General features: G+C 67.7%; 24 protein-coding genes. 14 read left to right on the top strand and 10 right to left on the bottom strand.

Annotation, left to right across the window (positions count from 1 at the left end):
* Positions 1 to 148: 148 nt before the first annotated feature.
* Entirely contained in the window at positions 149 to 1,114 is a 966-nt protein-coding gene (locus tag AB0J62_RS13520; protein ID WP_363868823.1) for a helix-turn-helix domain-containing protein, read from the bottom strand.
* A gap of 162 nt (positions 1,115 to 1,276) precedes the next feature.
* On the opposite strand from AB0J62_RS13520, the gene AB0J62_RS13515 reads away from it, so the two are divergent.
* Positions 1,277 to 2,083, top strand: coding sequence for an alpha/beta hydrolase (locus tag AB0J62_RS13515; protein ID WP_363868820.1), 807 nt, complete (start codon positions 1,277 to 1,279; stop codon positions 2,081 to 2,083).
* Positions 2,080 to 2,871, top strand: a complete 792-nt coding sequence (locus AB0J62_RS13510) for an MBL fold metallo-hydrolase (RefSeq protein ID WP_363868817.1) — start codon at positions 2,080 to 2,082, stop codon at positions 2,869 to 2,871. The genes AB0J62_RS13515 and AB0J62_RS13510 overlap by 4 nt, the downstream gene beginning before the upstream one ends.
* Before the next feature lie 17 nt (positions 2,872 to 2,888).
* On the opposite strand, the gene AB0J62_RS13505 is transcribed toward AB0J62_RS13510, so the two are convergent.
* Both AB0J62_RS13505 and AB0J62_RS13500 read right to left on the bottom strand, forming a co-directional pair.
* Complete coding sequence (locus tag AB0J62_RS13505) at positions 2,889 to 3,872, bottom strand: hypothetical protein (RefSeq protein ID WP_363868814.1); 984 nt, start codon at positions 3,870 to 3,872, stop codon at positions 2,889 to 2,891.
* A complete protein-coding gene (locus AB0J62_RS13500) occupies positions 3,869 to 4,219 on the bottom strand; it encodes a GntR family transcriptional regulator (protein WP_363868811.1) in 351 nt (116 codons plus the stop codon). The genes AB0J62_RS13505 and AB0J62_RS13500 overlap by 4 nt, the downstream gene beginning before the upstream one ends.
* A 130-nt stretch (positions 4,220 to 4,349) precedes the next feature.
* Here AB0J62_RS13500 and AB0J62_RS13495 point away from each other — a divergent pair, with 130 nt between their 5' ends.
* Positions 4,350 to 4,955, top strand: a complete 606-nt coding sequence (locus AB0J62_RS13495; RefSeq protein ID WP_363868808.1) for a DUF1214 domain-containing protein — start codon at positions 4,350 to 4,352, stop codon at positions 4,953 to 4,955.
* Positions 4,952 to 5,623 carry a DUF1254 domain-containing protein gene (locus tag AB0J62_RS13490; RefSeq protein WP_363868805.1) on the top strand — a complete coding sequence of 224 codons (672 nt, stop codon included), beginning with the start codon at positions 4,952 to 4,954 and terminating at the stop codon, positions 5,621 to 5,623. The genes AB0J62_RS13495 and AB0J62_RS13490 overlap by 4 nt, the downstream gene beginning before the upstream one ends.
* Here AB0J62_RS13490 and AB0J62_RS13485 read toward each other — a convergent pair.
* Positions 5,600 to 6,220: a CGNR zinc finger domain-containing protein gene (locus AB0J62_RS13485; protein ID WP_363868802.1), complete on the bottom strand. Its 621-nt coding sequence runs from the start codon at positions 6,218 to 6,220 to the stop codon at positions 5,600 to 5,602. The genes AB0J62_RS13490 and AB0J62_RS13485 overlap by 24 nt on opposite strands.
* A gap of 148 nt (positions 6,221 to 6,368) precedes the next feature.
* Here AB0J62_RS13485 and AB0J62_RS13480 point away from each other — a divergent pair, with 148 nt between their 5' ends.
* The 3 genes from AB0J62_RS13480 to AB0J62_RS13470 are packed head-to-tail and all read left to right on the top strand — an operon-like array spanning position 6,369 to position 8,598.
* Positions 6,369 to 6,818, top strand: coding sequence for a hypothetical protein (locus AB0J62_RS13480; RefSeq protein ID WP_363868799.1), 450 nt, complete (start codon positions 6,369 to 6,371; stop codon positions 6,816 to 6,818).
* Positions 6,815 to 7,666, top strand: a complete 852-nt coding sequence (locus tag AB0J62_RS13475; protein WP_363868796.1) for an MBL fold metallo-hydrolase — start codon at positions 6,815 to 6,817, stop codon at positions 7,664 to 7,666. The genes AB0J62_RS13480 and AB0J62_RS13475 overlap by 4 nt, the downstream gene beginning before the upstream one ends.
* An 11-nt stretch (positions 7,667 to 7,677) precedes the next feature.
* A complete protein-coding gene (locus AB0J62_RS13470) occupies positions 7,678 to 8,598 on the top strand; it encodes a 2-dehydropantoate 2-reductase (protein ID WP_363868793.1) in 921 nt (306 codons plus the stop codon).
* Positions 8,599 to 8,630: 32 nt separating this feature from the next.
* Here AB0J62_RS13470 and AB0J62_RS13465 read toward each other — a convergent pair whose 3' ends face one another.
* Positions 8,631 to 8,936: a hypothetical protein gene (locus tag AB0J62_RS13465; protein ID WP_363868790.1), complete on the bottom strand. Its 306-nt coding sequence runs from the start codon at positions 8,934 to 8,936 to the stop codon at positions 8,631 to 8,633.
* Positions 8,937 to 9,042: 106 nt separating this feature from the next.
* Positions 9,043 to 9,648, bottom strand: coding sequence for a TetR/AcrR family transcriptional regulator (locus tag AB0J62_RS13460; protein ID WP_363868787.1), 606 nt, complete (start codon positions 9,646 to 9,648; stop codon positions 9,043 to 9,045).
* Between the two features lie 152 nt (positions 9,649 to 9,800).
* Here AB0J62_RS13460 and AB0J62_RS13455 point away from each other — a divergent pair, with 152 nt between their 5' ends.
* Positions 9,801 to 10,361, top strand: coding sequence for a hypothetical protein (locus tag AB0J62_RS13455; RefSeq protein WP_363868784.1), 561 nt, complete (start codon positions 9,801 to 9,803; stop codon positions 10,359 to 10,361).
* 1 nt (position 10,362) lies between these two features.
* Positions 10,363 to 11,799 (top strand): NAD(P)/FAD-dependent oxidoreductase, encoded by a 1,437-nt coding sequence (locus AB0J62_RS13450; protein WP_363868781.1) that lies wholly within the window; start codon positions 10,363 to 10,365, stop codon positions 11,797 to 11,799.
* A gap of 19 nt (positions 11,800 to 11,818) precedes the next feature.
* On the opposite strand, the gene AB0J62_RS13445 is transcribed toward AB0J62_RS13450, so the two are convergent.
* Positions 11,819 to 12,637, bottom strand: coding sequence for an NAD(P)H-binding protein (locus AB0J62_RS13445; RefSeq protein ID WP_363868778.1), 819 nt, complete (start codon positions 12,635 to 12,637; stop codon positions 11,819 to 11,821).
* Positions 12,638 to 12,718: 81 nt separating this feature from the next.
* On the opposite strand from AB0J62_RS13445, the gene AB0J62_RS13440 reads away from it, so the two are divergent.
* Positions 12,719 to 13,612, top strand: coding sequence for an AraC family transcriptional regulator (locus tag AB0J62_RS13440; protein WP_363868775.1), 894 nt, complete (start codon positions 12,719 to 12,721; stop codon positions 13,610 to 13,612).
* Between the two features lie 163 nt (positions 13,613 to 13,775).
* Here the strand turns inward: AB0J62_RS13440 and AB0J62_RS13435 are convergent, their stop codons facing one another.
* Together AB0J62_RS13435 and AB0J62_RS13430 are read right to left on the bottom strand one after the other, a co-directional pair.
* Positions 13,776 to 14,702, bottom strand: coding sequence for a hypothetical protein (locus AB0J62_RS13435; protein ID WP_363868772.1), 927 nt, complete (start codon positions 14,700 to 14,702; stop codon positions 13,776 to 13,778).
* 390 nt (positions 14,703 to 15,092) lie between these two features.
* Entirely contained in the window at positions 15,093 to 15,554 is a 462-nt protein-coding gene (locus AB0J62_RS13430) for an ester cyclase (protein ID WP_363868769.1), read from the bottom strand.
* Between the two features lie 441 nt (positions 15,555 to 15,995).
* Between AB0J62_RS13430 and AB0J62_RS13425 the strand changes: the two genes are divergently transcribed.
* Complete coding sequence (locus AB0J62_RS13425; RefSeq protein ID WP_363868766.1) at positions 15,996 to 16,229, top strand: hypothetical protein; 234 nt, start codon at positions 15,996 to 15,998, stop codon at positions 16,227 to 16,229.
* Positions 16,230 to 16,293: 64 nt separating this feature from the next.
* Positions 16,294 to 16,548 carry a hypothetical protein gene (locus AB0J62_RS13420; protein ID WP_363868763.1) on the top strand — a complete coding sequence of 85 codons (255 nt, stop codon included), beginning with the start codon at positions 16,294 to 16,296 and terminating at the stop codon, positions 16,546 to 16,548.
* 129 nt (positions 16,549 to 16,677) lie between these two features.
* Here AB0J62_RS13420 and AB0J62_RS13415 read toward each other — a convergent pair whose 3' ends face one another.
* Positions 16,678 to 17,043 (bottom strand): VOC family protein, encoded by a 366-nt coding sequence (locus AB0J62_RS13415; protein ID WP_363870442.1) that lies wholly within the window; start codon positions 17,041 to 17,043, stop codon positions 16,678 to 16,680.
* Positions 17,044 to 17,226: 183 nt separating this feature from the next.
* Between AB0J62_RS13415 and AB0J62_RS13410 the strand changes: the two genes are divergently transcribed.
* Complete coding sequence (locus AB0J62_RS13410) at positions 17,227 to 19,980, top strand: AAA family ATPase (RefSeq protein ID WP_363868760.1); 2,754 nt, start codon at positions 17,227 to 17,229, stop codon at positions 19,978 to 19,980.
* Positions 19,981 to 20,034: 54 nt separating this feature from the next.
* Entirely contained in the window at positions 20,035 to 20,433 is a 399-nt protein-coding gene (locus tag AB0J62_RS13405; protein ID WP_363868756.1) for a hemerythrin domain-containing protein, read from the top strand.
* Positions 20,434 to 20,456 lie beyond the last annotated feature (23 nt).

Below are 20,456 nucleotides of genomic sequence, written 5' to 3'. Positions count from 1 at the left end.
ACCACAACACGTGCAGATAAGGCAGAACATCACGGGCTACTCCGATCGGACGGCGAACTCCTTCCCGCCCCCGGTTCCCATCCAGCCCCACCCAACACCGCCGCGATTCGAACGGCCACGCCCACGAAGGCCGACAAGGAAGCCGAAATCAGCGTTGGTCTCCGGGTTTCTCGTTCTGACGACGCCATTCCTGAGGCGTTATCCCGTGCGCGCTGCGAAAGCGTCGCGTGAAGTGGCCAGGATCGAGAAAGCCCCATCGGGCCGCGATCGCCGCGATGGTTCGCTGCCTGCTCTCGGGTGACGCCAGCTGGCGTCGGGCACCATCGAGGCGCTCGCCGATCAGCCACTGCTCGAAGCTCAGGTTGTGCTCGGCGAACAGTTTGTAGAAGTACCGCAGAGAGATATTGTGCGCCGCCGCGATCCGGCCAGGGCTGAGGTCCGGATCGGTGAGGTGCCGGCGCGCGTACCAGGTGATCCGGGCGAAGAGGACGTCGGCCATCGCAGGGTGACGGTGCTCGTCATCGGCGGCGGATGTCAGCAGCGCACGGACGAGTTGCGTGGTGGCGGCGCCGAGCATGTCGGCGGCTTGCGTGCCATGAAGTGAGTCGCTGATGGCCGGCATGACGGTGAGGTGGTGCAGCACCAAGTCGTACATGGGACTGCTGGGAAGTCGCTGGGCGGCCGCACGTACCGTCTCGACGCTCAGCCCGAGGTCGTCGTAGTCGATCTGGAAGGCCTGGGAGGCGCCATCACTGCTCCACGCGTATTCGTAGGGGGCGGTCAGATCGACCAGCATCAGGTCACCGGTGCGGACGTGCTGGTCGGCACCTGCCTGACTGAACGCTCCTGACCCGATCACCTGTACGGCGAGCGCGAGCCTCTCGGGTGCTCCGATCCTGATGTGCTTCGGTGTGCGTACGAGCCGTATGCCGGAGCCCTCGTTGCGGAACAGGTCCGGGGCGCCGAGTTGCCAGAAGTCCATCCGGGCATGCACGTCACCGTTCGGGTCCTCATGCTCCACGCGCGAGGGCACGCTCGCGGACATCATGGCTGCATAGAACGCCTCCGCGCGGTCCTGCGGCCGCAGCGCGGCAGTGTCAAGCAGCACAGCCATGCCTGCCCCTTCCCCCTCGCCGACTCACCGCACCCCCGCGGATCAGGCGACCGAACTTGTGCACTCACAACCGCGTTCCGTGCAGCCACATCCTAGGGCGCGCGGTCTTTGGGCAGCTAGGTTTTCGGCCAGCAGGTGCCTCCTGAAAAAGGACACATGATCATGACTCCTGACACCATCGTCCTGGTCCACGGCTTCTGGGTCACGCCACGCAGCTGGGAAAACTGGATCACGCACTACGAGCAGCGCGGCTTCCGCGTTCTCGCTCCCGGGTACCCGGGCTTCGAGGTCGAGGTCGAAGCGCTCAACGCCGACCCGACGCCGATCTTGAAGGTGACGGTCCCGCAGATCATCGCGCACTTCGAGGCAGTGATCCGCGAGCTGCCATCGGCACCGATCATCATCGGCCACTCCGCCGGCGGCGCGTTCACCCAGATCCTGCTCGACCACGGCTTCGGCGCGGCCGGTGTGGCGATGAATTCCGCTCCCACGGAAGGAGTCCGCGTCGTACCGCTGTCCCAGGTCAAGTCGACCTTCCCGGTGCTGAAGAACCCGGGCAATCGGCACAAGACCGTGCCGCTCTCGTTCGAGGAGTGGAAGTACGCGTTCACGAACACCTTCACCGACGACGAGGCCCGCGCGCTGTACGAGCGGTACGCCATTCCGGCGAACGGCGGCATCCTCTGGGGGAGCGTGCTCGCGAACTTCCAGCCCGGGCACCAGGGCACCTGGGTCGACTACCACAACGACGCCCGGGCACCGCTGCTGTTCGTCTCCGGCTCCGAGGATCACATCATGCCGCCGGAGGTCCAGCGCTCGAACGCCAAGCACTACAAGTCGAACACCGTGACCGAGGTGAAGGAGTACGACGGTTACGCGCACCTGCTGCCCGCTCAGAAGGGCTGGGAGCAGATCGCCGACGACGTCCTCGACTGGGCGCTGAAGCAAGCAAACAACACCCAGCCGTGAGCGACACCCGGATCACCCACATCGGAGGCCCGACCACCCTGATCGAGGTCGACGGCTGGAGCCTGCTCACCGACCCGACCTTCGATCCACCCGGCCGCCGGTACACCTTCGGCGCGGGCTCGGCCTCCCACAAGGAGGCCGGGCCTGCGATCGCGGTCGCTGACCTGCCGCCCATCGACGCCGTACTGCTCAGCCACGACCACCATGGCGACAACCTCGACAGCGCCGGCCGCGCGCTGCTGCCCACTGCCGGCGTCGTCGTGACGACCGTCGCCGGAGCCCGCAGGCTGGGCGGCAACACGATCGGCCTGGCAGCCTGGTCGGTGCACTCGCTCCGGAAACCCGGCCGACCGACGCTGGAGATCACGGCAACACCTTGCCGCCACGGACCACCGCTGAGCCGCGCCATCACCGGTGAGGTCACCGGATTTGCGCTTCGCTGGCCAGGCCAGCAGCACGGCGTCCTGTGGATCACCGGTGACACCGTGCTGTACGACGGTGTCCGTCAGGTCGGTGAACGGTTCGACGTCGGCACCATGCTGCTCCACCTCGGCGCCGTACAGTTCAGCATCACCGGTCCGGTGCGCTACACCATGTCCGGTCGCGATGGCGTCAAGCTGTGTGAGCTCATGCAACCACGCACCGTCATCCCGATCCACTACGAGGGCTGGCAGCACTTCAAGCAAGGCCGCGACGCGATCGAAGCCGCCTTCGCCACCGCACCAGCCAACGTCCGACAAAGCCTGACCTGGGTCCCGATAGGTACACCCCAGACACTCACGATGTAATGCGATGGCTGCATCCGTCACACCTGCTTCTTCGCCCAAGTTTCGAGGACGGCCGCGGCCGTTCCCGGGTCGTCGACGGTGATGACGATGGAGCGGCCGTCGTGGCGGAAAACTTCGAGCGCGGGCCCGCGGTGGGTGAGGATTCCCCAGCGCCCCTTATGCGTCGGGCCTGTCACCCATCGGAAGCCCCAGCCGCCGAAGTCGGCCATCGGGTCGACCGCGATCACGCCGGCTTTTGCGAGGTCGGTGGCGGGGATGCGAAGTCGTGGCCAGCCGATGGCCGATCGGACGACGAATCCGCCTGGCCCCGCGGTGGCGACGAACTGTGCTGTCAGAAGGAGGACGGCGAGCAGGAGTGTCGGCGCGAGGAAGAGTGGCCATAGCCGCGGACCGACGGTCAACAGCAGCGATATGCCGAGCACGATCAGCACTGCGGCGGCTGTGGCGATGATCGCCATGAGCCAGACCGGGAGTTCGACTCTTCCCGTCCAAGCGGCGACCTCGCCGGTCCGGACCGGGAGGGCATCGGCAGCCTGAACTGTGTCGGACGCGGGAGCCTCCCGCGGCAGCAGCCGCCACGTGAGCCCCGCAGCTGCTGCGGCGAGAACAGCACCGCCGGCGAGTGGGAGGGCGGGCGCGAGGGGAGAGGCGTTGAGGACTACCGAGCCGACGCCCATGCCGACGGCGTGGAAGATGGTGAGTCCCATCGCGATGGCCGGCATCCAGGCGTTCGTTCCGGCCACCCGGGTGGCTCTTGCCATGAAGAACCCCATGATGGGGGTGACGGGGAACCCGATCGCCGCGACGAAGATTGCGTAGGTCCACCACGGTCCGGTGCGATCGGAATCAACGCCCCAGCGGGTGATGAGCTGCGGGCTGCCGGTGGTACCAACGCCGATGACGACGACCTCTGCGGCGACGACGATCGCCAGCGGCACCCAGATCGTCGCGATCAGCGCGGCACGGCGGGCGGTCCGGTGGTCGACGACGCGATGACTCACGACTCGTATTCCTTCCGGACCAGCGCAAGCAGAGTGCCGATCGGAATGCCGGCGGCCTTCGCCTCCGCGGCCGCCTTGGCGACAGCGGCCCGCACGCCCTCGGCGGTCGGCGTGCCGAGTACGACGGCGCCACGGCCCCGTCGAAGCTCGACCTGGCCGTCATCACGAAGCTCCTGATAGGCGCGTAAGACGGTGTGGACGTTGACGCCTAGCGAGTCGGCCAGCTCCCTCGCCGCAGGCAGGCGCGCCCCGGTGGCGACGGTCCCCGTCGCGATCTGGGTGGCGATCGACTCCGCGATCTGCGCGAACACCGGAGTCGTGGTCGTCGGGTCGATGAGCACGAACACAGGGTTATTCTAGAACAATGAGTTGTTCTAGTTGTATTAGCACTATCCAGTGCCTAGGGTTTTCGGCAATGGAGCTGACAACGACCCACCGACACAGACCGGCAGAACGCCAGGAGGGGTGGGCCTCGTCATGACCGGCTTCCTTGCCTGGGTGGCTCATTCAGGCGTTGTCCAGGGTGTGATCATCGGCCTGACCTTCGCGTTCCTGACAACGGTTCTGGTGCTGAACGCCGTGGCCAGGAGCGAGACGACGACGGTCAACGGCTGGAGCGCGATCCGGAGGGCTGGTCAGCCCGGCAACGGACTGCTGGTGCGTGCCGCGCTGCAAAAGGCCCTCCCGGTCGTCAACGTGTTCGAGGAGGCCGCCTACTGGACCGCGATCACCGATGCTGCCGGGGCCCGTCTCAACGGCACGCGCGCTTATCGCCTCCACTTCGCCGCGAACGAGCTCCCCCCGAATGACGCCTTCTGGTCGCTCACGGCGACCGACACCGGCGGCTACCTCGTCAGTGGCTCGGCCGGTCGATCGAGCGTCGACAGCCACTCCGGGCTGGTGACGAACGCCGACGGCTCGGTCGACATCCTGCTGCAACCGGATCAGCCATCCAGTGCGGCACAGAACTGGCTCGCGACCCCGCCCGGGCGGTTCAAGCTCATGCTCCGCGCCTACCTGCCCGGTGCCCGCATCATCGACGGTGACTACCAGGTCCCGCCCGTTGTCGAGGTGCGATCATGAACCGCCTCATCCTGAAATACGGCAGCCCGATCACGATCGTCATCCTGGCCGTGTTCGCCTGGGTCATCTACCGCCGCATTGGCGACGGCGGCGTGCAGACGATCATTCTGCTCGCGGCGACAGCCCTCGTGGTGTGGGTGATCGGAACGGTCGTCTTCATCTGCTTCTGGCCGCGGATAACGGTGGGCAGCTTCCATCGCATCTTCACCCAACGCGGCCTGGGCGGCGGTCCGATCCCGGTCAACACGCTGTACGCCGTACCGGAGAGCCCATCCGAGTCCGCGGCAAGCGGCAGCGTCATCGCGACCGGCACGGACGATCTGCTCTACATCGGCGGATGGCTGGACGTGAAAGACGGGCCGCGAGTACTGCACGTACTCGACATGGACGACCGCTACTTCTGCGTGCAATTCACCGACCCGACCAGCGGCGCCAACTTCGCCTACGTCGGCAAACGCACCACCGGAACTGCCGCCGGCGACTTTCTGCTCTGCGAACCGACGTGGAACGGCTCCACGCCGAACGGCATGACCCGGATCGACATACCGCATCGCGCTGCTCTGCTCATCGGTCGAGTCTTCGTCGCCGACGAGCACGACCGGCCCATGGCATACGCCCTCGCGAAGCAGATCCAGCTCACACCACTAACTTCCGGACCTGCGCGGTAGCGTCGCGCGGTTTCGTCCTTCCGTGGCGGGGTTCGGGTCCGGCGCGGGTTTGCCCGCGGTCACGGTACGACGGCGGGCTCTGGAGTTGCGGAGGTTGGCGATGTTGCCGCAGGTGCGGGAGTCGTGCCAGACGGCGCTGGAGTTACGGGAGCTGTCCCAGAACGCGACCCGGCATTGCGGGTTCCGGCATACCTTGAGGCGCGACCAATCCTTCGTGAGCTGCGCCGCGTACACGGTCAGCAAGATGCGCTCGGCCAGACCCTCGCCCGGTTGAGGTCCGACGGACACAGTTCCGTCGGAGCCCAGGCGGACGGTCACGGACATCGAGATCTCACCATCCATCGAGTTCTCTACCGACGGTTCATGGTCACGGCTGATGAGCGCCGCGCGCAACGCGTCCCGGAGGCGGTGTAGTTCCCGGAGGCCGGGTTGATCCGTCGGGGCGCCGACGGAGGCCAACCAGGCAGCCGCAGTGTCCGGAGTGTCCAGCAGATCCGGCAAGGCCGCGCCGTTCTTCGGCACCGCTGCAGTGTTCAGCAAGCTCTGCACCACCGCCAGCTCGCCCGGCGCCTCCACTACGGCGAACCTACTGACCACAACCCACCTCGATCCTCAGCGACATGACCCACCACGAGTCACTGCGCGGTCGCACGCCCGCGTCAGGCTCATGCTAGCCGCCCATCTTCTAGCATGACAGAGGTAAACGATGTACGGTCATGTCAATCAATGTTCGAGAGGATGGCCGATGACGACGTATCTGGGTAGCGGTGATGTGAGCACGCATCGCACCGACTACACGCCGGAGTGGCTGGGAAAGCTCGCCGATAACGTGACGCTGGAAGCAGCCGTGATGAACGGCATCGCGACGGGGCCGGAGGCGGCGCGGGCGATCCTCGGCTTTGCCCGAACGCTGTACGACTATCAGGAGTTCAACGTCGTCGGCCGGTACGGCGAGAGCGATTTCGTCGAAGACTACGTCGCCACCGTCCAGGGGGAGCCGATCGGCAGCGTCGTGGTGATCCGGTACAACGATGCGGGCCTGGTGGACAACATCGTCGTCAACCACCGGCCGTTGCGGTCCGTGCTCCTGTGGTCGGGGATCATGGCCGAGCACTTCGCCGGCACGGAGTACGGGCATTTCTTCCTGCAGCCCGAGGACCTGCGAGCCGTGAGCCGTCCGGAGATGGCCCGATGAGCGGCACGCTTCGCTATGACGTTCACGTGTCGGGCATGATCCCCGCCGCCGGGAAGTCGCTCGCGGACGGCGCCCTGCCGCAGTGGTCTCCGTTGGCACACACCCTGATTCACGGCGACACGGAGGCGCTGCTGACGGACCCGCCGATCACACGCGGCCAAGCGGACGAACTGATCACTTGGATCAAGGGCCACCGGGTAACGCTGAGGTACATCTACCTCACCCACGCCCACGCCGATCACTGGCTCACCACCAACTACCTGACGGCCGCGTTCCCGGATGTGGAGGTCCTGACCAGTCAGGCCATCCTCGACCGAATCGCGGGGGAGACCCCCGACGCTGCTGTGCCAGAGCGGTGGAGCAGCCTGTTCGGCGACGCCGTACCCGCGGCTCCCGTCACCGTGCACGGCACCGCCTTCGCCGCGGGAGGTCTGCGCCTTGCCGGTCAGGAGCTCTTCGCGCACGAGGTGGGGCATTCCGACACAGACGACACATCCGTCCTGCATGTGCCCTCGCTCGACCTCGTGGTAGCCGGTGACGTGGTCTACAACAACGTCCACCAGTACGTCGCCGAGGGCCGCGACGGCGGCCTGGAAGCCTGGCACCATGCGCTCGACAAGGTCGCAGCTCTCGCCCCGCGTCTCGTTGTCTCCGGACACAAGGACGCGGACCGGCCGGACGCCGCCTCCGATATCGGCGAAACCCGCCGGTACCTCGATGCGGCCGCCGCGGTCATCGGGCGCAGTACCGACCGAGCCGGGTTCTACGCCGCGATGACCGCGAGATATCCGCAGCGCGTCAACCCGTACACGGTGTGGCTGAGCGCGCTGCGCCTGTTCGAGAACTGAGGTCGACGATCATGCGTGTTCTGGTTGTCGGGGCCGGCGCGGTGGGCGGATTCTTCGGCGCCCGCCTAATTGAGTCCGGCGCTGATGTCACCTTCCTCGTCCGCAACGGACGCAGGCGCCAACTCGCCACGGACGGGATCCGCATCGCGAACCTGGACGGCACCGTCGCCGCGGTTCGGGCCAAGGTCGTGAGCGCGGACGACTTGCACTCCACCTTCGACCTGATCCTGCTGGCGGTGAAGGGCACCGCCCTCGACGCGGCCGCGGCCGACGTGGCCCCAGCGGTTGGAGAAGAAACAGCGATCCTGCCGCTGCTGAACGGCATCCTGCACATCGACGTCCTCGAACACCGGTTCGGTCCGGGACGCGTACTCGGCGGCGTCGGACTGGTGGCGACGGAACTGGAACCTGACGGGCTGATCCGCCAGCTCGCACCGGCCGCGAGCATCACGTTCGGAGAGCTCGATGGAACGATCACTCCCCGGGTATCGGCCATCCAGGCGACCTTCGCGACGGCCGCGTTCGAGTCGCGGGTATCGGACACCATCGTGCAGGAGATGTGGGAGAAGTGGTTCTTCATGGCCGCCGGCGGCACCGCGACCGTGCTCCTCGGCGGCCCGGCCGGCACGATCCTCACCGTCGACGACGGTCCGGCCTTGATCGGGCAGGTCATCGAGGAGGCCGCCGCCGTGGTCGCCGCCGAAGGGCACCCGGTCAGGGAGGCCGCGCGCGCCCAGGTTGCCGGCGCGCTCACCACACCGGGCTCATCCTTCGCGACCTCTCTCTATCGCGACTTCGCCGCCGGCCGGAGAACCGAGGTCGAACCGATCCTCGGCGACCTCCTTCAACGGGCGGTCACCAGAGGTGTACCGGCGCCACTTCTAGGCGCGGCAACCGTCCGGCTGCGCGTCCACGACGCTGCCACCGGCTGATCGGCACAGGGTGAGAGGACACCAAGGACTCGCTACGACTGCTCGATCTCCGAGAACAGTCCCTGGAAGGGAACGCCGCTGCCGACGAGTGCGCCGAACAGCTCCCCGGCTGCCGGCGTCGCGACGGCTGCGGAGGCGTCCTCGTAGCTGTCGAAGTACAGGTCCAGCGTCCGGTACGACGGGGTGGGGGTGCCGTCCTCCTTCGGCCAGACCTTGGCCGACTCGAGCCGCTGCAGCTTCGGGAACGTGGCGGCGGCCCGCTTCACGTCGGCGTACACGCGCTCGAAGGCGTCGGGGTCGGTCGGGTGGTCGATGATCAGCGTGATCTTGGTCGGCATGGGTGATCTCCTCGCTCCCTTGTTCGGACCACCCGGATTGGTGGAACGAACGTTCTATCACGTGTGACCGTAGTCCGCCGCTGCGAGCGAGTCAAGACCGATCGTTCTACCTGGCCGTTTCGTTCGCCTGGCGTTCGGCGTTCACCCGGAGCAGTCCCTCGATCCCCTGGTGAAAGGTCTCCGATACCAAGACCGGGTCGAACAGGCAGCCGGCCGCCATCGCGCCGTCGCGCAGCATGACGAAATGGCGCGCCGCAGGCTCAGCGGTCCGGGCATGGACCTGCGCCATCAAGGTGGTGAGCGTCTCCAGGAACCACTGCCGATGGGCGATGACCTCGTCGTGCGCCGGCTGCCCGGCGGGGTACTCCGCTGCGGCGTTCAGGAAGGCGCAGCCGCGGAACCCGGGGGACTGGATGGCCTGTGAGATCCAGTCGGCGATGGCCAGCAAGGCGTCGGCCGGCGACGGGTTGGCGGCGATCGCCGCGTCGACGGCGCCGCGTTCCATCGCGTGGACCTCGCGCAGGTAACCGACGACGAGATCTTCCTTGCTGGGAAAGTGCCGGTAGAAGGTGGCCCGAGTCACCTTCGCCTCCGCGACCAGGCGGTCGACGCCGACCGCGTGGATGCCCTCGGCGTAGAAGATCCGCGTCGCCGTGGCGAGCAGACGCTGTCGTGCCTCCGAGGTCCGGGTCTCTGGCTGGCTGGTGGTCATGTGGCCAGAGTAGCGAATAGAACGTTCCGTCTACAGGTCTGGGAGGTAGAACGTTCTGTCTTGACAACGATGGTGCCGCGCGAGATGGTGAGTGAACGGAACGTTCGGTCTACTGCACAGGCCGTGCCGAACATCATCTCGAGAGGATCATCGTGAGCACCGTTGAATCACCAATCGCCGCCGCAGGGGTCGCGGGGGCGCTGCGCCGGCTGTACTTCGTACGGTTCGCGTTCGCCATCGTGTGGGCGATCCTGTTGTTCACCACCAAGGCCGACCTCGGCGCGCTCGGCGTGACGCTGGTCGTCATCTACCCGCTGTTCGACCTCGCCGCGGCGGTTGTCGACGCCCGCTCGTCCCATCCCCACGGCTCGGCCCGCGGCCTGTACGTGAACATGGCGATCAGCGCGATCGCCACCATCGGCCTGGCGATCGCCGCCGCCTCCGGTGTGCCGGCGGTCCTGCGGGTGTGGGGCGCCTGGGCCATCGTCGCCGGGCTCGTCCAGCTGATCGTCGCCCTCGGCCGCCGTGGCATGGGCGGTCAGTGGCCGATGATCCTGAGCGGCGGCATCTCGGTCCTGGCCGGCGCCTCGTTCGTCGCGGCTGCCTCCGCGGACAACCCGAAGCTGACCAACATCGGCGGGTACGCCGTTCTCGGCGGCATCTTCTTCCTGGTGTCGGCGCTCCGCCTCGGCCGTGCAGCGAAGGGGAACTGACATGACCACGACGTACGACGTCGTCGTGATCGGCGCGGGCCCGGTCGGGGAGAACGTTGCCGACCGCATCGTCCAGGGCGGCCTGACCGTCGCCATCGTCGAGCGTGAACTGGTCGGCGGGGAGTGCTCGTACTGGGCCTGTATGCCGACGAAGGCGTTGCTGCGCAGCGGCGCCGCGCTTCGGGCCGCCCGTCAGGTGCCCGGCGCCCGTGAGGCGGTGACGGGTGATCTGGACGTCGCGGCGGTGCTCGACCGCCGGGACGCGTTCGCCTCCAACTGGCAGGACGACGGGCAGGTGTCGTGGCTCGAGTCGGCCGGCATCCCGCTGTACCGCGGCCACGGCCGCATCAGCGCCGACCGGGTCGTCGAGGTCACCGCGGACGACGGTACGACGACCACGTTGACCGCCCGCCACGCGGTCGTCGTCGCGACCGGAAGTGGTGCGCTGGTCCCGGACATCGAGGGGCTTCGGGATGCGGCGCCGTGGACCAGCCGGGAGGCGGTCGCGGCGAAGGAGGTTCCGGGCCGGCTGGCGATCATCGGTGGCGGCGTGGTGGCCTCGGAGCTGGCGACCGCGTTCAGCGAGTTCGGGTCCTCGGTCACGATGCTGGCGCGGGACGGCGTACTGCACCTGGCGGAGCCGTTCGTCGGCGAGCGGGTCGCGGAATCGCTGCGTGCCAAGGGTGTTTCGGTCCGGATCGGCGCCGAGGCCGGATCGGTGAAGCGCAACGACGACGGCAGCGTCTCGATCACGCTGGCCGACGGTGAACAGGTCGACGCCGACGAACTGCTCGTCGCGATCGGCCGTACGCCGAACACCCGCGACCTCGGGCTCGATGCGGTCGGGCTGACGCCGGGAGAGTGGCTCATGGTCGACGACACCCTGCGGGTTCTCGGTGCGGACGGCGCGCCACTCGGCGACGGCTGGCTCTACGCGGCGGGTGACGTGAACCGGCGGGTGCTGCTGACCCACCAGGGCAAGTACCAGGCGCGCGCCGTGGGCGACGTCATCGTGGCGCGGGCGAAGGGCGAGGCGGTGGCCGACGAGCCTTGGGGCCGGCACGTCGCCACGGCAGACGAGCGCGCGGTACCGCAGGTCGTCTTCACCGATCCGGAGGTCGCGTCCGTCGGACTGACCGCGGCCGCTGCCGAAGCCGCCGGGCTTCGGATCCGGGTCGTCGACTACGACTTGGCCGCCACCGCGGGTTCGTCCCTGCACGCAGAGGGCTACCAGGGCCATGCCCGGATGGTCGTCGACGAGGACCGGAAGGTGATCGCCGGCCTCACCCTAGTCGGCCCGGACGTCGCGGAAATGTTGCACGCAGCAACGATCGCGGTGGTCGGCGAGGTCCCACTGGACCGGCTCTGGCACGCCGTACCAGCCTTCCCCACCGTCAGCGAGGTCTGGCTCCGCCTCCTCGAAGCTTACGGCCGGTAAGTCGCTCGGCCGCGGGGCATCAGTCGGCAGCTGTCTTGCCGGCGGCCTCGCGGGTTGCCCAGGTGGGGAAGTCGGTGGCGGGGCGGCCGAGGACCTGGGTGACGCCGTCGCTGAGGTAGGCGTCTTCGCCGCGGCGGATGCCGCCCAGCATGGCGAGGCGCCACTGGATGTACTCCTCCGGAGTACCGACCGACCGCAACTGTGCCGCGTGCTCCTCGGGGTCCTGGTCCTGGAACTCGACCGGCCGGCCAGTGGTCTCGGCGAGGATTCGCGCGGCCGCGTCGAACGTGATCGCGCGCGGACCGGACAGCTCGATCGTCTCGCCCTTGCCCGCGCCGGTCGCGAGCAACTGGCCCGCGACCTCAGCGATGTCCTCGACGTCGACGAACGGCTGCGCACCTCCGCCGACCGGTGCGACGATCCGCCCGTCGACCGGCGTGAACATCGCCTCGGTGAAGTTCTGCGCGAAGTGTGTCGGCCGCAGGATCGTCCACGGAACCGGCCCTTCGCGCAGCACCCGCTCGGCATGCGCGACGTTGCCCTCGGGCCGGAACTCGACACCCCGTGCGGATAGCAGTACGACGTGGTCAACCGTCGACGCGGTCTCGAGGAGCTTGCTCAGCTGCGGGCTCCAATCCGTGGCGGAGCCGGGCCCGACGACGAAGATGCCGTCGGCACCGGCGGTCGCGGCGTCCCAGGTCGCAGGGGAGTTCCAGTCGAACCGGATCGGCGTCGTCGAGCGGCCGACGGGTCGGGTGGTGTGGCCGTCCTGGTCGAGGACGCGAGCGAGACGGCGGCCGACCTTGCCTGTACCGCCGAGGATAAGAAACGTAGCCATGTCGTTGACGGTATGGCGCGGCGACTGGACGAACAATCAGTGTTTGTCTCCCTTTCCTTCGTGATCGTCTAGGCTTCGAGAGTGGACATCCTGGCCGACGAGCTGGCGCAGGCGCGGGCCCGCGGAGCAGTCTTCTCGGTCCTGGGTCGTCAGGCGCCGTGGGGGCTGCAGTTCAGCGGGACGCGGCCGCTCACGGCCCACCTGTTGCTGCAGGGCAGCGGCTGGATCGAGCTGCCTGATGCCGACCCGGTGCCTCTGCGCGCGCACGACATCGTACTGGTGACCGCGGGTACGCCGTACCGACTGGTGAGTGCTGTCGGTGTCGCGGCCGAGCCGATCGCCGAGGCGCGCTCGATGGGCTCGGAGACCGACGCGGACGCGGTGATCCTGTGCGGCGCGTACGTCCTGGAGGGCAGCATCGGCGACTCGTTGCTCCGTGCACTGCCGCGGATCGCCGTCGTCGGATCCGATCAGCTCGCGCCGCGTCACGCGGCGGCGATCTCGTTGCTGGCCGCCGAGGCGTCATCCGAAGGACCTGGCCAGCAAGCGCTTCTGGACCGGCTGCTCGATCTCAACCTCGTCTACACCCTGCGCGCCTGGTGGTCCCGTCCCGACGCCGAACCACCCGGTTGGTACCGCGCCGGCGCCGACTCCAACCTGTCGCGCGTCCTCCAAGCGGTGCACGCCGACCCGGCCAAGCCCTGGACCGTCACCACGATGGCCCAGCTGGCCGGCATGTCCCGCGCCGCGTTCTCCGCCCATTTCACCGCGGTTGTCGGCCAGTCTCCCGCTCGCTATCTCACCGCCCTGCGCATGCGCCGCGCCGAGGACGCACTGATCCGCACGAATGCCCCTCTGTCCCGCATCGCCGCGGCAGTCGGCTACCGCAACGAATACGCCTTCGCCACCGCCTTCCGCCGCCACCACAACACACCCCCCGGCCATTGGCGCCGCGAGGCCCTCCGCCGTACGTAACCTCGCTTGAGCAGTCGTCTCTCGTGGGGTCACGCTGACCGCTGCAGGAATGTTGCCAACAGCAAATTTAACGTCGCTGTCGTGGTGTAGCGGCCGACGACTTCTCACGCCCAGCGTCTGGTAGTGACCGGCACTCCATGGCCTAGGCGCCGGCTCGCTGGCCTCAGGTGTTGAAGGCTTCGAGGCGTTGGTGCTGGGCGTCGCGGCGTCGGCGCGCGGCGGCGGCTGATCGGGCGGCGCGGGTGAGGGCGCGTTCGAGTTTGTGGGTGCGGCTCTGGGCTTGGCGTAGTTCGCGGCGGGCTTGTTCCAGCTCGTCGGTGAGTCGTTGGATCGCGGTCTGCATGTCGGCGATGTGGTGCTCATTGGCGTCCAGTTCGGACTCGGCGGTTGCTCGCTCGTTCTCGGCTGCTTCGTAGTCGGCCTCAATCTCTCGCAGACGCTCCTGCAGCTCCGCGCGTTGCCTGCGCATCAGCTCCTGCTGTGCGACCTTCTTTGGCCTCCCGACTGGCGTCTTCTTCGGCGGGCTGGACTTGCGCGGAGACGCCTTGGCAGCAGTCGCCGTGGGTGTCGGCCGGTCACGCACCAGCCCGACAACCGGAGCCGGCGCACCGGTCTCGTCCACGACGCCGAACCCGACGTGCCGGAGCCCGCTGCTGAGGCGCCCACTACGCAGCATCTGGGCAGCACCGGGGTCCACCAGCGCCGCGTCCAGGGTGGCCGCGAGCCGCTCGGCTGTGCTCATCGTGATCGAGCGTCCATCGTGGGCCGCGTTCGCCCTCGCGACCTCCACGATGCTGTTGACCAGTTCGTGTCGCCGAGGTGTGAGCACCTTGAGGCGGGTGCGGTCGCCGAGGTGGTGCGCTTCCCGGAGCTCTTCTCCGAACTCGGTGAGTTCCGCGATTTGATCCGGCACTGTTCGTACGAGACGGTTGGCCAGCCAAGCCGCGATGGTCGGCTTCCGCAGGGCTCGTACGGTTTCGCTGCTCCGGGTGTCGCCGGCGTCGCGGAGCGTCTTGGCGAGCAGGTTGCGGGCAGCGGTGAACTGCTCGGGCGGCAGCCCGTACAACTCGAGCACCGGATCCAGCTCCACCTCACCACAGTGCCTGACACAGTTGCCTTCGGCAAGCTAACTGTGGGTCAGCGCGGGTGCTCGGTCTGCGATCCACGACTGGCGCTGCAGTTCGCTTGGGTCGAGAGATACGCGGGCCAGGCCGCCTTTCGGGCTGCGGTGTTCATCGGCCAGTCCACGCCGGTGATCCAGACCAGCGAAGGCTGCCGGGTCCATCCGGCTGGCACGCGAGGGCGCAGCCGTACGGCGTACGTCGGCCCCGCACGCACGAGGCGCGCCCTGGTCTGCGGTCCCTCCCATCCGCTGCACTGCGAGAGTTCCCCGCCCGTGTCGGTCGGGCGGCCCCCGTGACCGTTTGCTCTCCCGCGGGACCGCCCGAATGTGTCAGCGAAGCGGTGGTGCTGCTGTCGGCTAGCCTGCCGGCGTCCCGGTCGGGACGCTCGAAGGGTCCGGAAGGACGCCCAACTGGGTCAGCCAGCTCAGCTGGTCGAGGATGTTCCAATGCTGGACGATTCGCCCGTCACGCACGCGCATGATGTCGAGGTATTGCAAGGTCACCCGCCTGCCCGTCGCTGGAACGCCGGCGAAATCCCCGGTGTTGGTACCCGACATCGTCTTCTTGGTCACGACCTGGTCGCCCTCGGCGATCATGTCGTCGATCGTGAACGTTGCGTCGGGGTAAGCCTCGGCGAACGCCTGAAGAAACACCTTGCCACCTTCTCGATCCGCCGGGACGCCCGGAGGGCTGCTGAGGTTGACGAATTCCGGGTCGTTGAGTTCGTCGTAGACGTGGAAGTCCTTGCCGTTCTGGACTTCCTCGACGAACCGCCTGATCACAGCCTTGTTCCGCTCGATCTGGTCGCGGTCTTCCATGCCTGTCACCACCTCGAAGTCGCGGCATCGACCATCGACGCCGACAACACCCACCGTCGCCGTACGACCTTCCCGAACAACAGAGAATCCCTTCCCGACCGACCGGGAATTCGTCAAAACGCCTCGCCTTGGCATCAGTGCCGGCCACAGTTGCATCCATGAGGTAGGACTCGCAGGTCACAGCCCCATATCCGGACGCGCGCTTCGTCAGGATCGGCCGTCACCGGGGACAGCTGCAGCGGCGGCTTCCAGATCTGCCCCATGGCCTCTAGCCACCGCCTGGGCCAGCACCATCCCCACCGGCCTCAACAAGTTGGTCGCCAGCTTGGCCAACCTGCCAGTGTTGCCGCCAGCAACGATTGAGCGCCGATCCCCGGCGCTGTGTCGGCCTTAGGTGATATGAGTGCTTCGAGCTCCAGGCGACCAAGAAACGGAGTGGAAATGACCAAGGTGTATGCGCAGGCATCGCTCTCGCTGGACGGCTATGTCGCTGGACCGGGCGGTACCGGGTTCGATCGCCTTTTCGCGTGGTGCACGGCCGGTGACGTGGTGACACCGTCACGCCAGCCCGATCGGCTGACCTATCGGACCAACGGCGCCACAGCGGCGTACCTGCGAGAACTGCTCGACGAGACCGGGGCCGTCGTGACACCAGCCACCGGACGACTGGACTGACACCGACACCCCCTTTGTCTTCGTCACCGACGGCGTCGAGGCAGCTATCGACAGGGCCAAAGCCGTGGCCGACGGTAAGAAGGTCGGGGTCGGCCCGGGGGCGACCATGGGACAGGCACTTCGTGCAGACCTCGTGGACGAGCTCCGCGTCGACCTCGTCCCAGTGACGCTCGGCGGCGGCGTACGCATGCTCGACGGCCTCGACGGCCTCGACGGCCTCGACGGCCTCGACTGCCTCGACGACGAGCCGCACAGTTTCGGCACTCCGCGCGTGATCGACGGCCTAGGGGTCACTCACCTCATCTACCAGCGCTCCTGAATTGGTTTCACGCCGACATCAGCCGCGGGGAGGGAGACCCGGGCGTACAACTCCCCACCTGGGCTTCTACTCCTCGATCACTCGCAGCTTGGGCCGCACTTGACTTGGTTAGTGAAGGACGCCGTCGCACTACCGGTCGGTTACCAGCAGCGTGTTGTCATCGGGATCCTGGACGGTGAAGAACAGACAGATCTCCGGAGCACCTTCGATGGCGCTCGGGGAGCAGCCGTGTCCTTCCAGATCAGATCGAGCCTGGATGATGTCGCGCACGGCGAAGTTGCAGGTCGCCCAGTCCAAACCTGGCTTGACCTGAATTCCGCTAGCCGGTCCGAGCAGCGTCAGGGCCGTCGAGTCGTCGCCTTGTCCGGTGCGGAGAATCGCACTCCATGCATCGACTGACTGGATCCGGAAGTCCAGCACGCGGCTGTACCAGCTGGCCGACGCCTCCGGATCCGCGACCGGAATGAAAGCGGTGGTGATACGCACAGAGTCCATGTCCAGCACCGTATCCGCCCACACCGACAGCAGTTTCGAGCGGGCAGCCGGTCATTACGGCGGTGCTTTCGTGCGTCGACCGGTTCGCCCTCGGCCTGCTCGGTGCGGCCTCGGGGGACTGGGTCGACGACTGGTCAGATGACAGATACCTCGTGGGCTGGGCGCGCTCGTACGATCGGCTCGATGTTGTACGGGCGAGACAGGGAACGTGCTGAGATCGATCGGTTGCTCTGCCGAGCACGCAGCGGGCGGAGTGGTGTCCTGGTACTGCGGGGCGACGCGGGCATCGGGAAGACGGCGCTGCTTGATTACGCGGCCGAGACGGCCACGGACCTGCGGGTTTTGCGTGGCACCGGCATCGAGTTCGAGGCCGAACTTCCCTTCGCGTTCCTGCACCTCCTGCTGAACAACGAACTCCACCATCTCGAGGCGTTGCCCACCGTGCAGGCCAACGTCCTGCAGGCGGCATTGGGGCAAGTGACGGCGACGACGGATGACCGCTTCCTGGTCGGACAGGCAGTACTCTCGCTGCTCGCGGAGGTCGCCGGCGATGCCCCGCTGCTGTGCCTGGTCGACGACTATCAATGGGCTGACCGGGCCTCGATGGACGCGTTGCTCTTTGCCGCGCGCCGACTCGGAGCTGAAGGCGTGGCCATCATTCTCGCGGGAGCCGACGACCAGGCGGCGGATGTCGCAGACGGTCTGCCGACGCTTCGGCTGCCTGGCCTCGACCGCTTCGCGTCCGTGTCCTTGGTCGAAGATCGAGTCGGCGAGCTGCAAGCACCTGTCCGCGACTGGGTCGTGAGCGAAGCGGCGGGTAACCCGCTCGCACTGCTCGAGCTGCCCGAGTTGCTCTCGCCGGCTCAGCGAGCTGGTGACCTGCCGGTCCATGGCTTGCCGGCGGGTGTCGAGGCGAGTGTCAGCCCGGTGCAGCAGGTGTTCGTCGATCGGTTTGCGGCCCTTCCGGAGTACACGCAGGCCTTCGTCCTGGTGGCTGCAGCCGAGGACACAGGTGAACTCAGCACGGTACTGGCTGCGGCCGAGAAGTTCGGCGCGACCTTGCGCGACGCAGTACCTGCCGAACGAAGCGGGCTCGTGTCGGTCGACGGCACGACCGTACGGTTCCGGCACCCGTTGTGCCGCGCAGCCGTCTACAGGTCGGTGCCGACTGTGCGGCAGGTCTCCGTGCACCGAGCGCTTGCGGACGTGCTCTGCGGTCCCGAGGACGCCGACCGCCGGGCCTGGCACTTGGCTGCCGGCGCCACCGAGTACGACGAGTTTGTGGCAGACGAGCTCGAAGGGGCGGCGAAGCGGGCCGCGGAGCGCGGCGGCCGGGTGGCCGTGACCGCGGCGTACGAACGAGCCGCCCAGCTCAGCGCGGACCGCCTTGCGCGGGGCCGTCGATTGACCGCGGCCGCGGCGGCAGCCGCCGAGGCCGGCCTGGCCGACCGGGCCAAGACCCTCGCCGACCGCGCGAGCACGATGGTTGCCGATCCGCACCAGCTGGCTGTGCTGGCCCAGGTCAGGGCGGGACTCGCCCAGGCGCAGGGTTCCCATCAGCTCGCTTGCGACATTCTCGTCACAGGCGCCCGGCAGATCGGCAGGGAAGTGCCGGAAACCGCCGCCCGGTTGCTGTTCGGCGCCGCATCGGCGGCCTGCTTGGCGGTTGACATCGCTGCGATGGAGAAGGTCACGGGTCTGCTCGGCTCGCTGGGCCTGTCCCGGCGCGCTGACTCTCTCGTCATCGCCGAGGCGATCCTCGGAGTGGCCGACGTCGCCTCGGGACGCCCGGACTCCGGAGTGCCAGTCCTCCGCGAGGTGCTGGCCAGGAGAGTCGACCAGCCCGACAGGCTCGGGCTGAACGAGCCGGCGAGGATCTTTCTCAGCCTGCTGACCGGAGACATCGAGACCGCACACCGGCTCGCAGTGGCCCTGGAGCACGACTGCCGTTCTCGCGGTGCGATCGGGATGCTGCCCGACGCGCTGGTGTTCCTGGCGAAGACGCAGCTCGTGACGGGGCATTACCGCGACGCCGCATCCAACGCCAACGAAGGTCTGCGGATCGCAAGGGACACCGGTCAGCGGCAGAGCATCGTCCACCTCACTGCGATCCTCGCCTACATCGCCGCGGTGGAAGGTGCTGCCGAGCGGTGCCGCGACCTCGTTGCGGCCATGCGATGGGAGGGCCCAGGGACAGCCGACACTTGGAGCCCGGGTGTACTCGGTCTGCTCGACCTGGGGCTCGGCCTGCGCGAAGCAGCCTTCGATCGGCTGAAGGTCGTCACGCGGCTGCCTAACATCACAATCATGCCCAGCCTTCCCCTCTTGGTGGAGGCGGCCACGGCTCTGAACGAGACCGCCCATGCGCGGGCGGCGTACGAACAGTTCGCGATCTGGGCACTGGCAACCGGCGAGCGGTGGCCGACCGCCGTGATGCTGCGCTGCCGGGCTTTGCTTGCTTCCGGCAATGAGCAGGAAGCAGAGGCCGTCGAGGAGTGGTTCGCCGCGGCCGTCGATCTGCACCAGGGGACTTCGCAGTCGTTCGAGCACGCGCGTACCTGTCTTCTGTACGGCGAGTGGCTGCGCCGGGGGCGCCGTCGTACCGATGCGAGAACGCAACTGCGGGCTGCGTTGGAACTGTTCGAGCGACTCAACGCCAAACCGTGGGTGATTCGCGCCAGAACGGAACTGCGCGCCAGCGGCGAAACGGAGAGTGTCCGGACACGGTCGGCGGACCCCCTGCGTCGACTCACCTCGCAGGAGGTCCAGGTTGTGCGACTGGCAGCGCAGGGACTGAGCAACCGAGCCATAGGTGCACGCCTGTTCCTCAGCCCGCGGACGATCGGCTATCACCTGTACAAGGCCTATCCGAAACTCAACGTGGCCAACCGCGCCCAGCTGACGCAGTTGCTCGCCCAGAACCGGTCGAACGACTGATACTCGCCGCGCGACGGGGCCCTAGCCTCGTGGCAACACATCCCTGGCTGCGAGGTGATCGCGATCTCATCCGGCATGTCGGCAGCGGCGCTGCGTTCCGTGAACGAGTCCCTGCGGGATGACCTCGCCAGGCTCCGGCTCCTGGCCGACTCCGTACGGACGAACCCTGGCCGCGCCGGCGACCTCCGCGCCTCGTCCCACAACTTCTGCGACACCTTCCTCGTCCAGCATGAGGCGAAAGACGTCCACCTCTATTCGGCGTTGCGCCCGGACGCCGTGGACCGATTGATCAGCAGCCACCGGCTCATCGTGGTCCAGCTGGCACGGATCCGGCATGCGGACGTTACCGACCTCCCCGAGGCGCTCGCAGCCCTGGCTGGTTTACTCGACGACCATCTGCGCTCCGAGGAGGAGCAGTTGCCCCTCTCGGACGGACCGCCCGGCCAGATCTGACAAAGCCGGCCGGCAGATGTACG

Origin of the sequence: Kribbella sp. NPDC049584, from assembly GCF_040675555.1 — a bacterium.
Classification (GTDB): Bacteria; Actinomycetota; Actinomycetes; order Propionibacteriales; family Kribbellaceae; genus Kribbella.
Note: the sequence above shows the minus strand (reverse complement) of the source record. Positions and strands in the feature narration are given on the sequence as shown.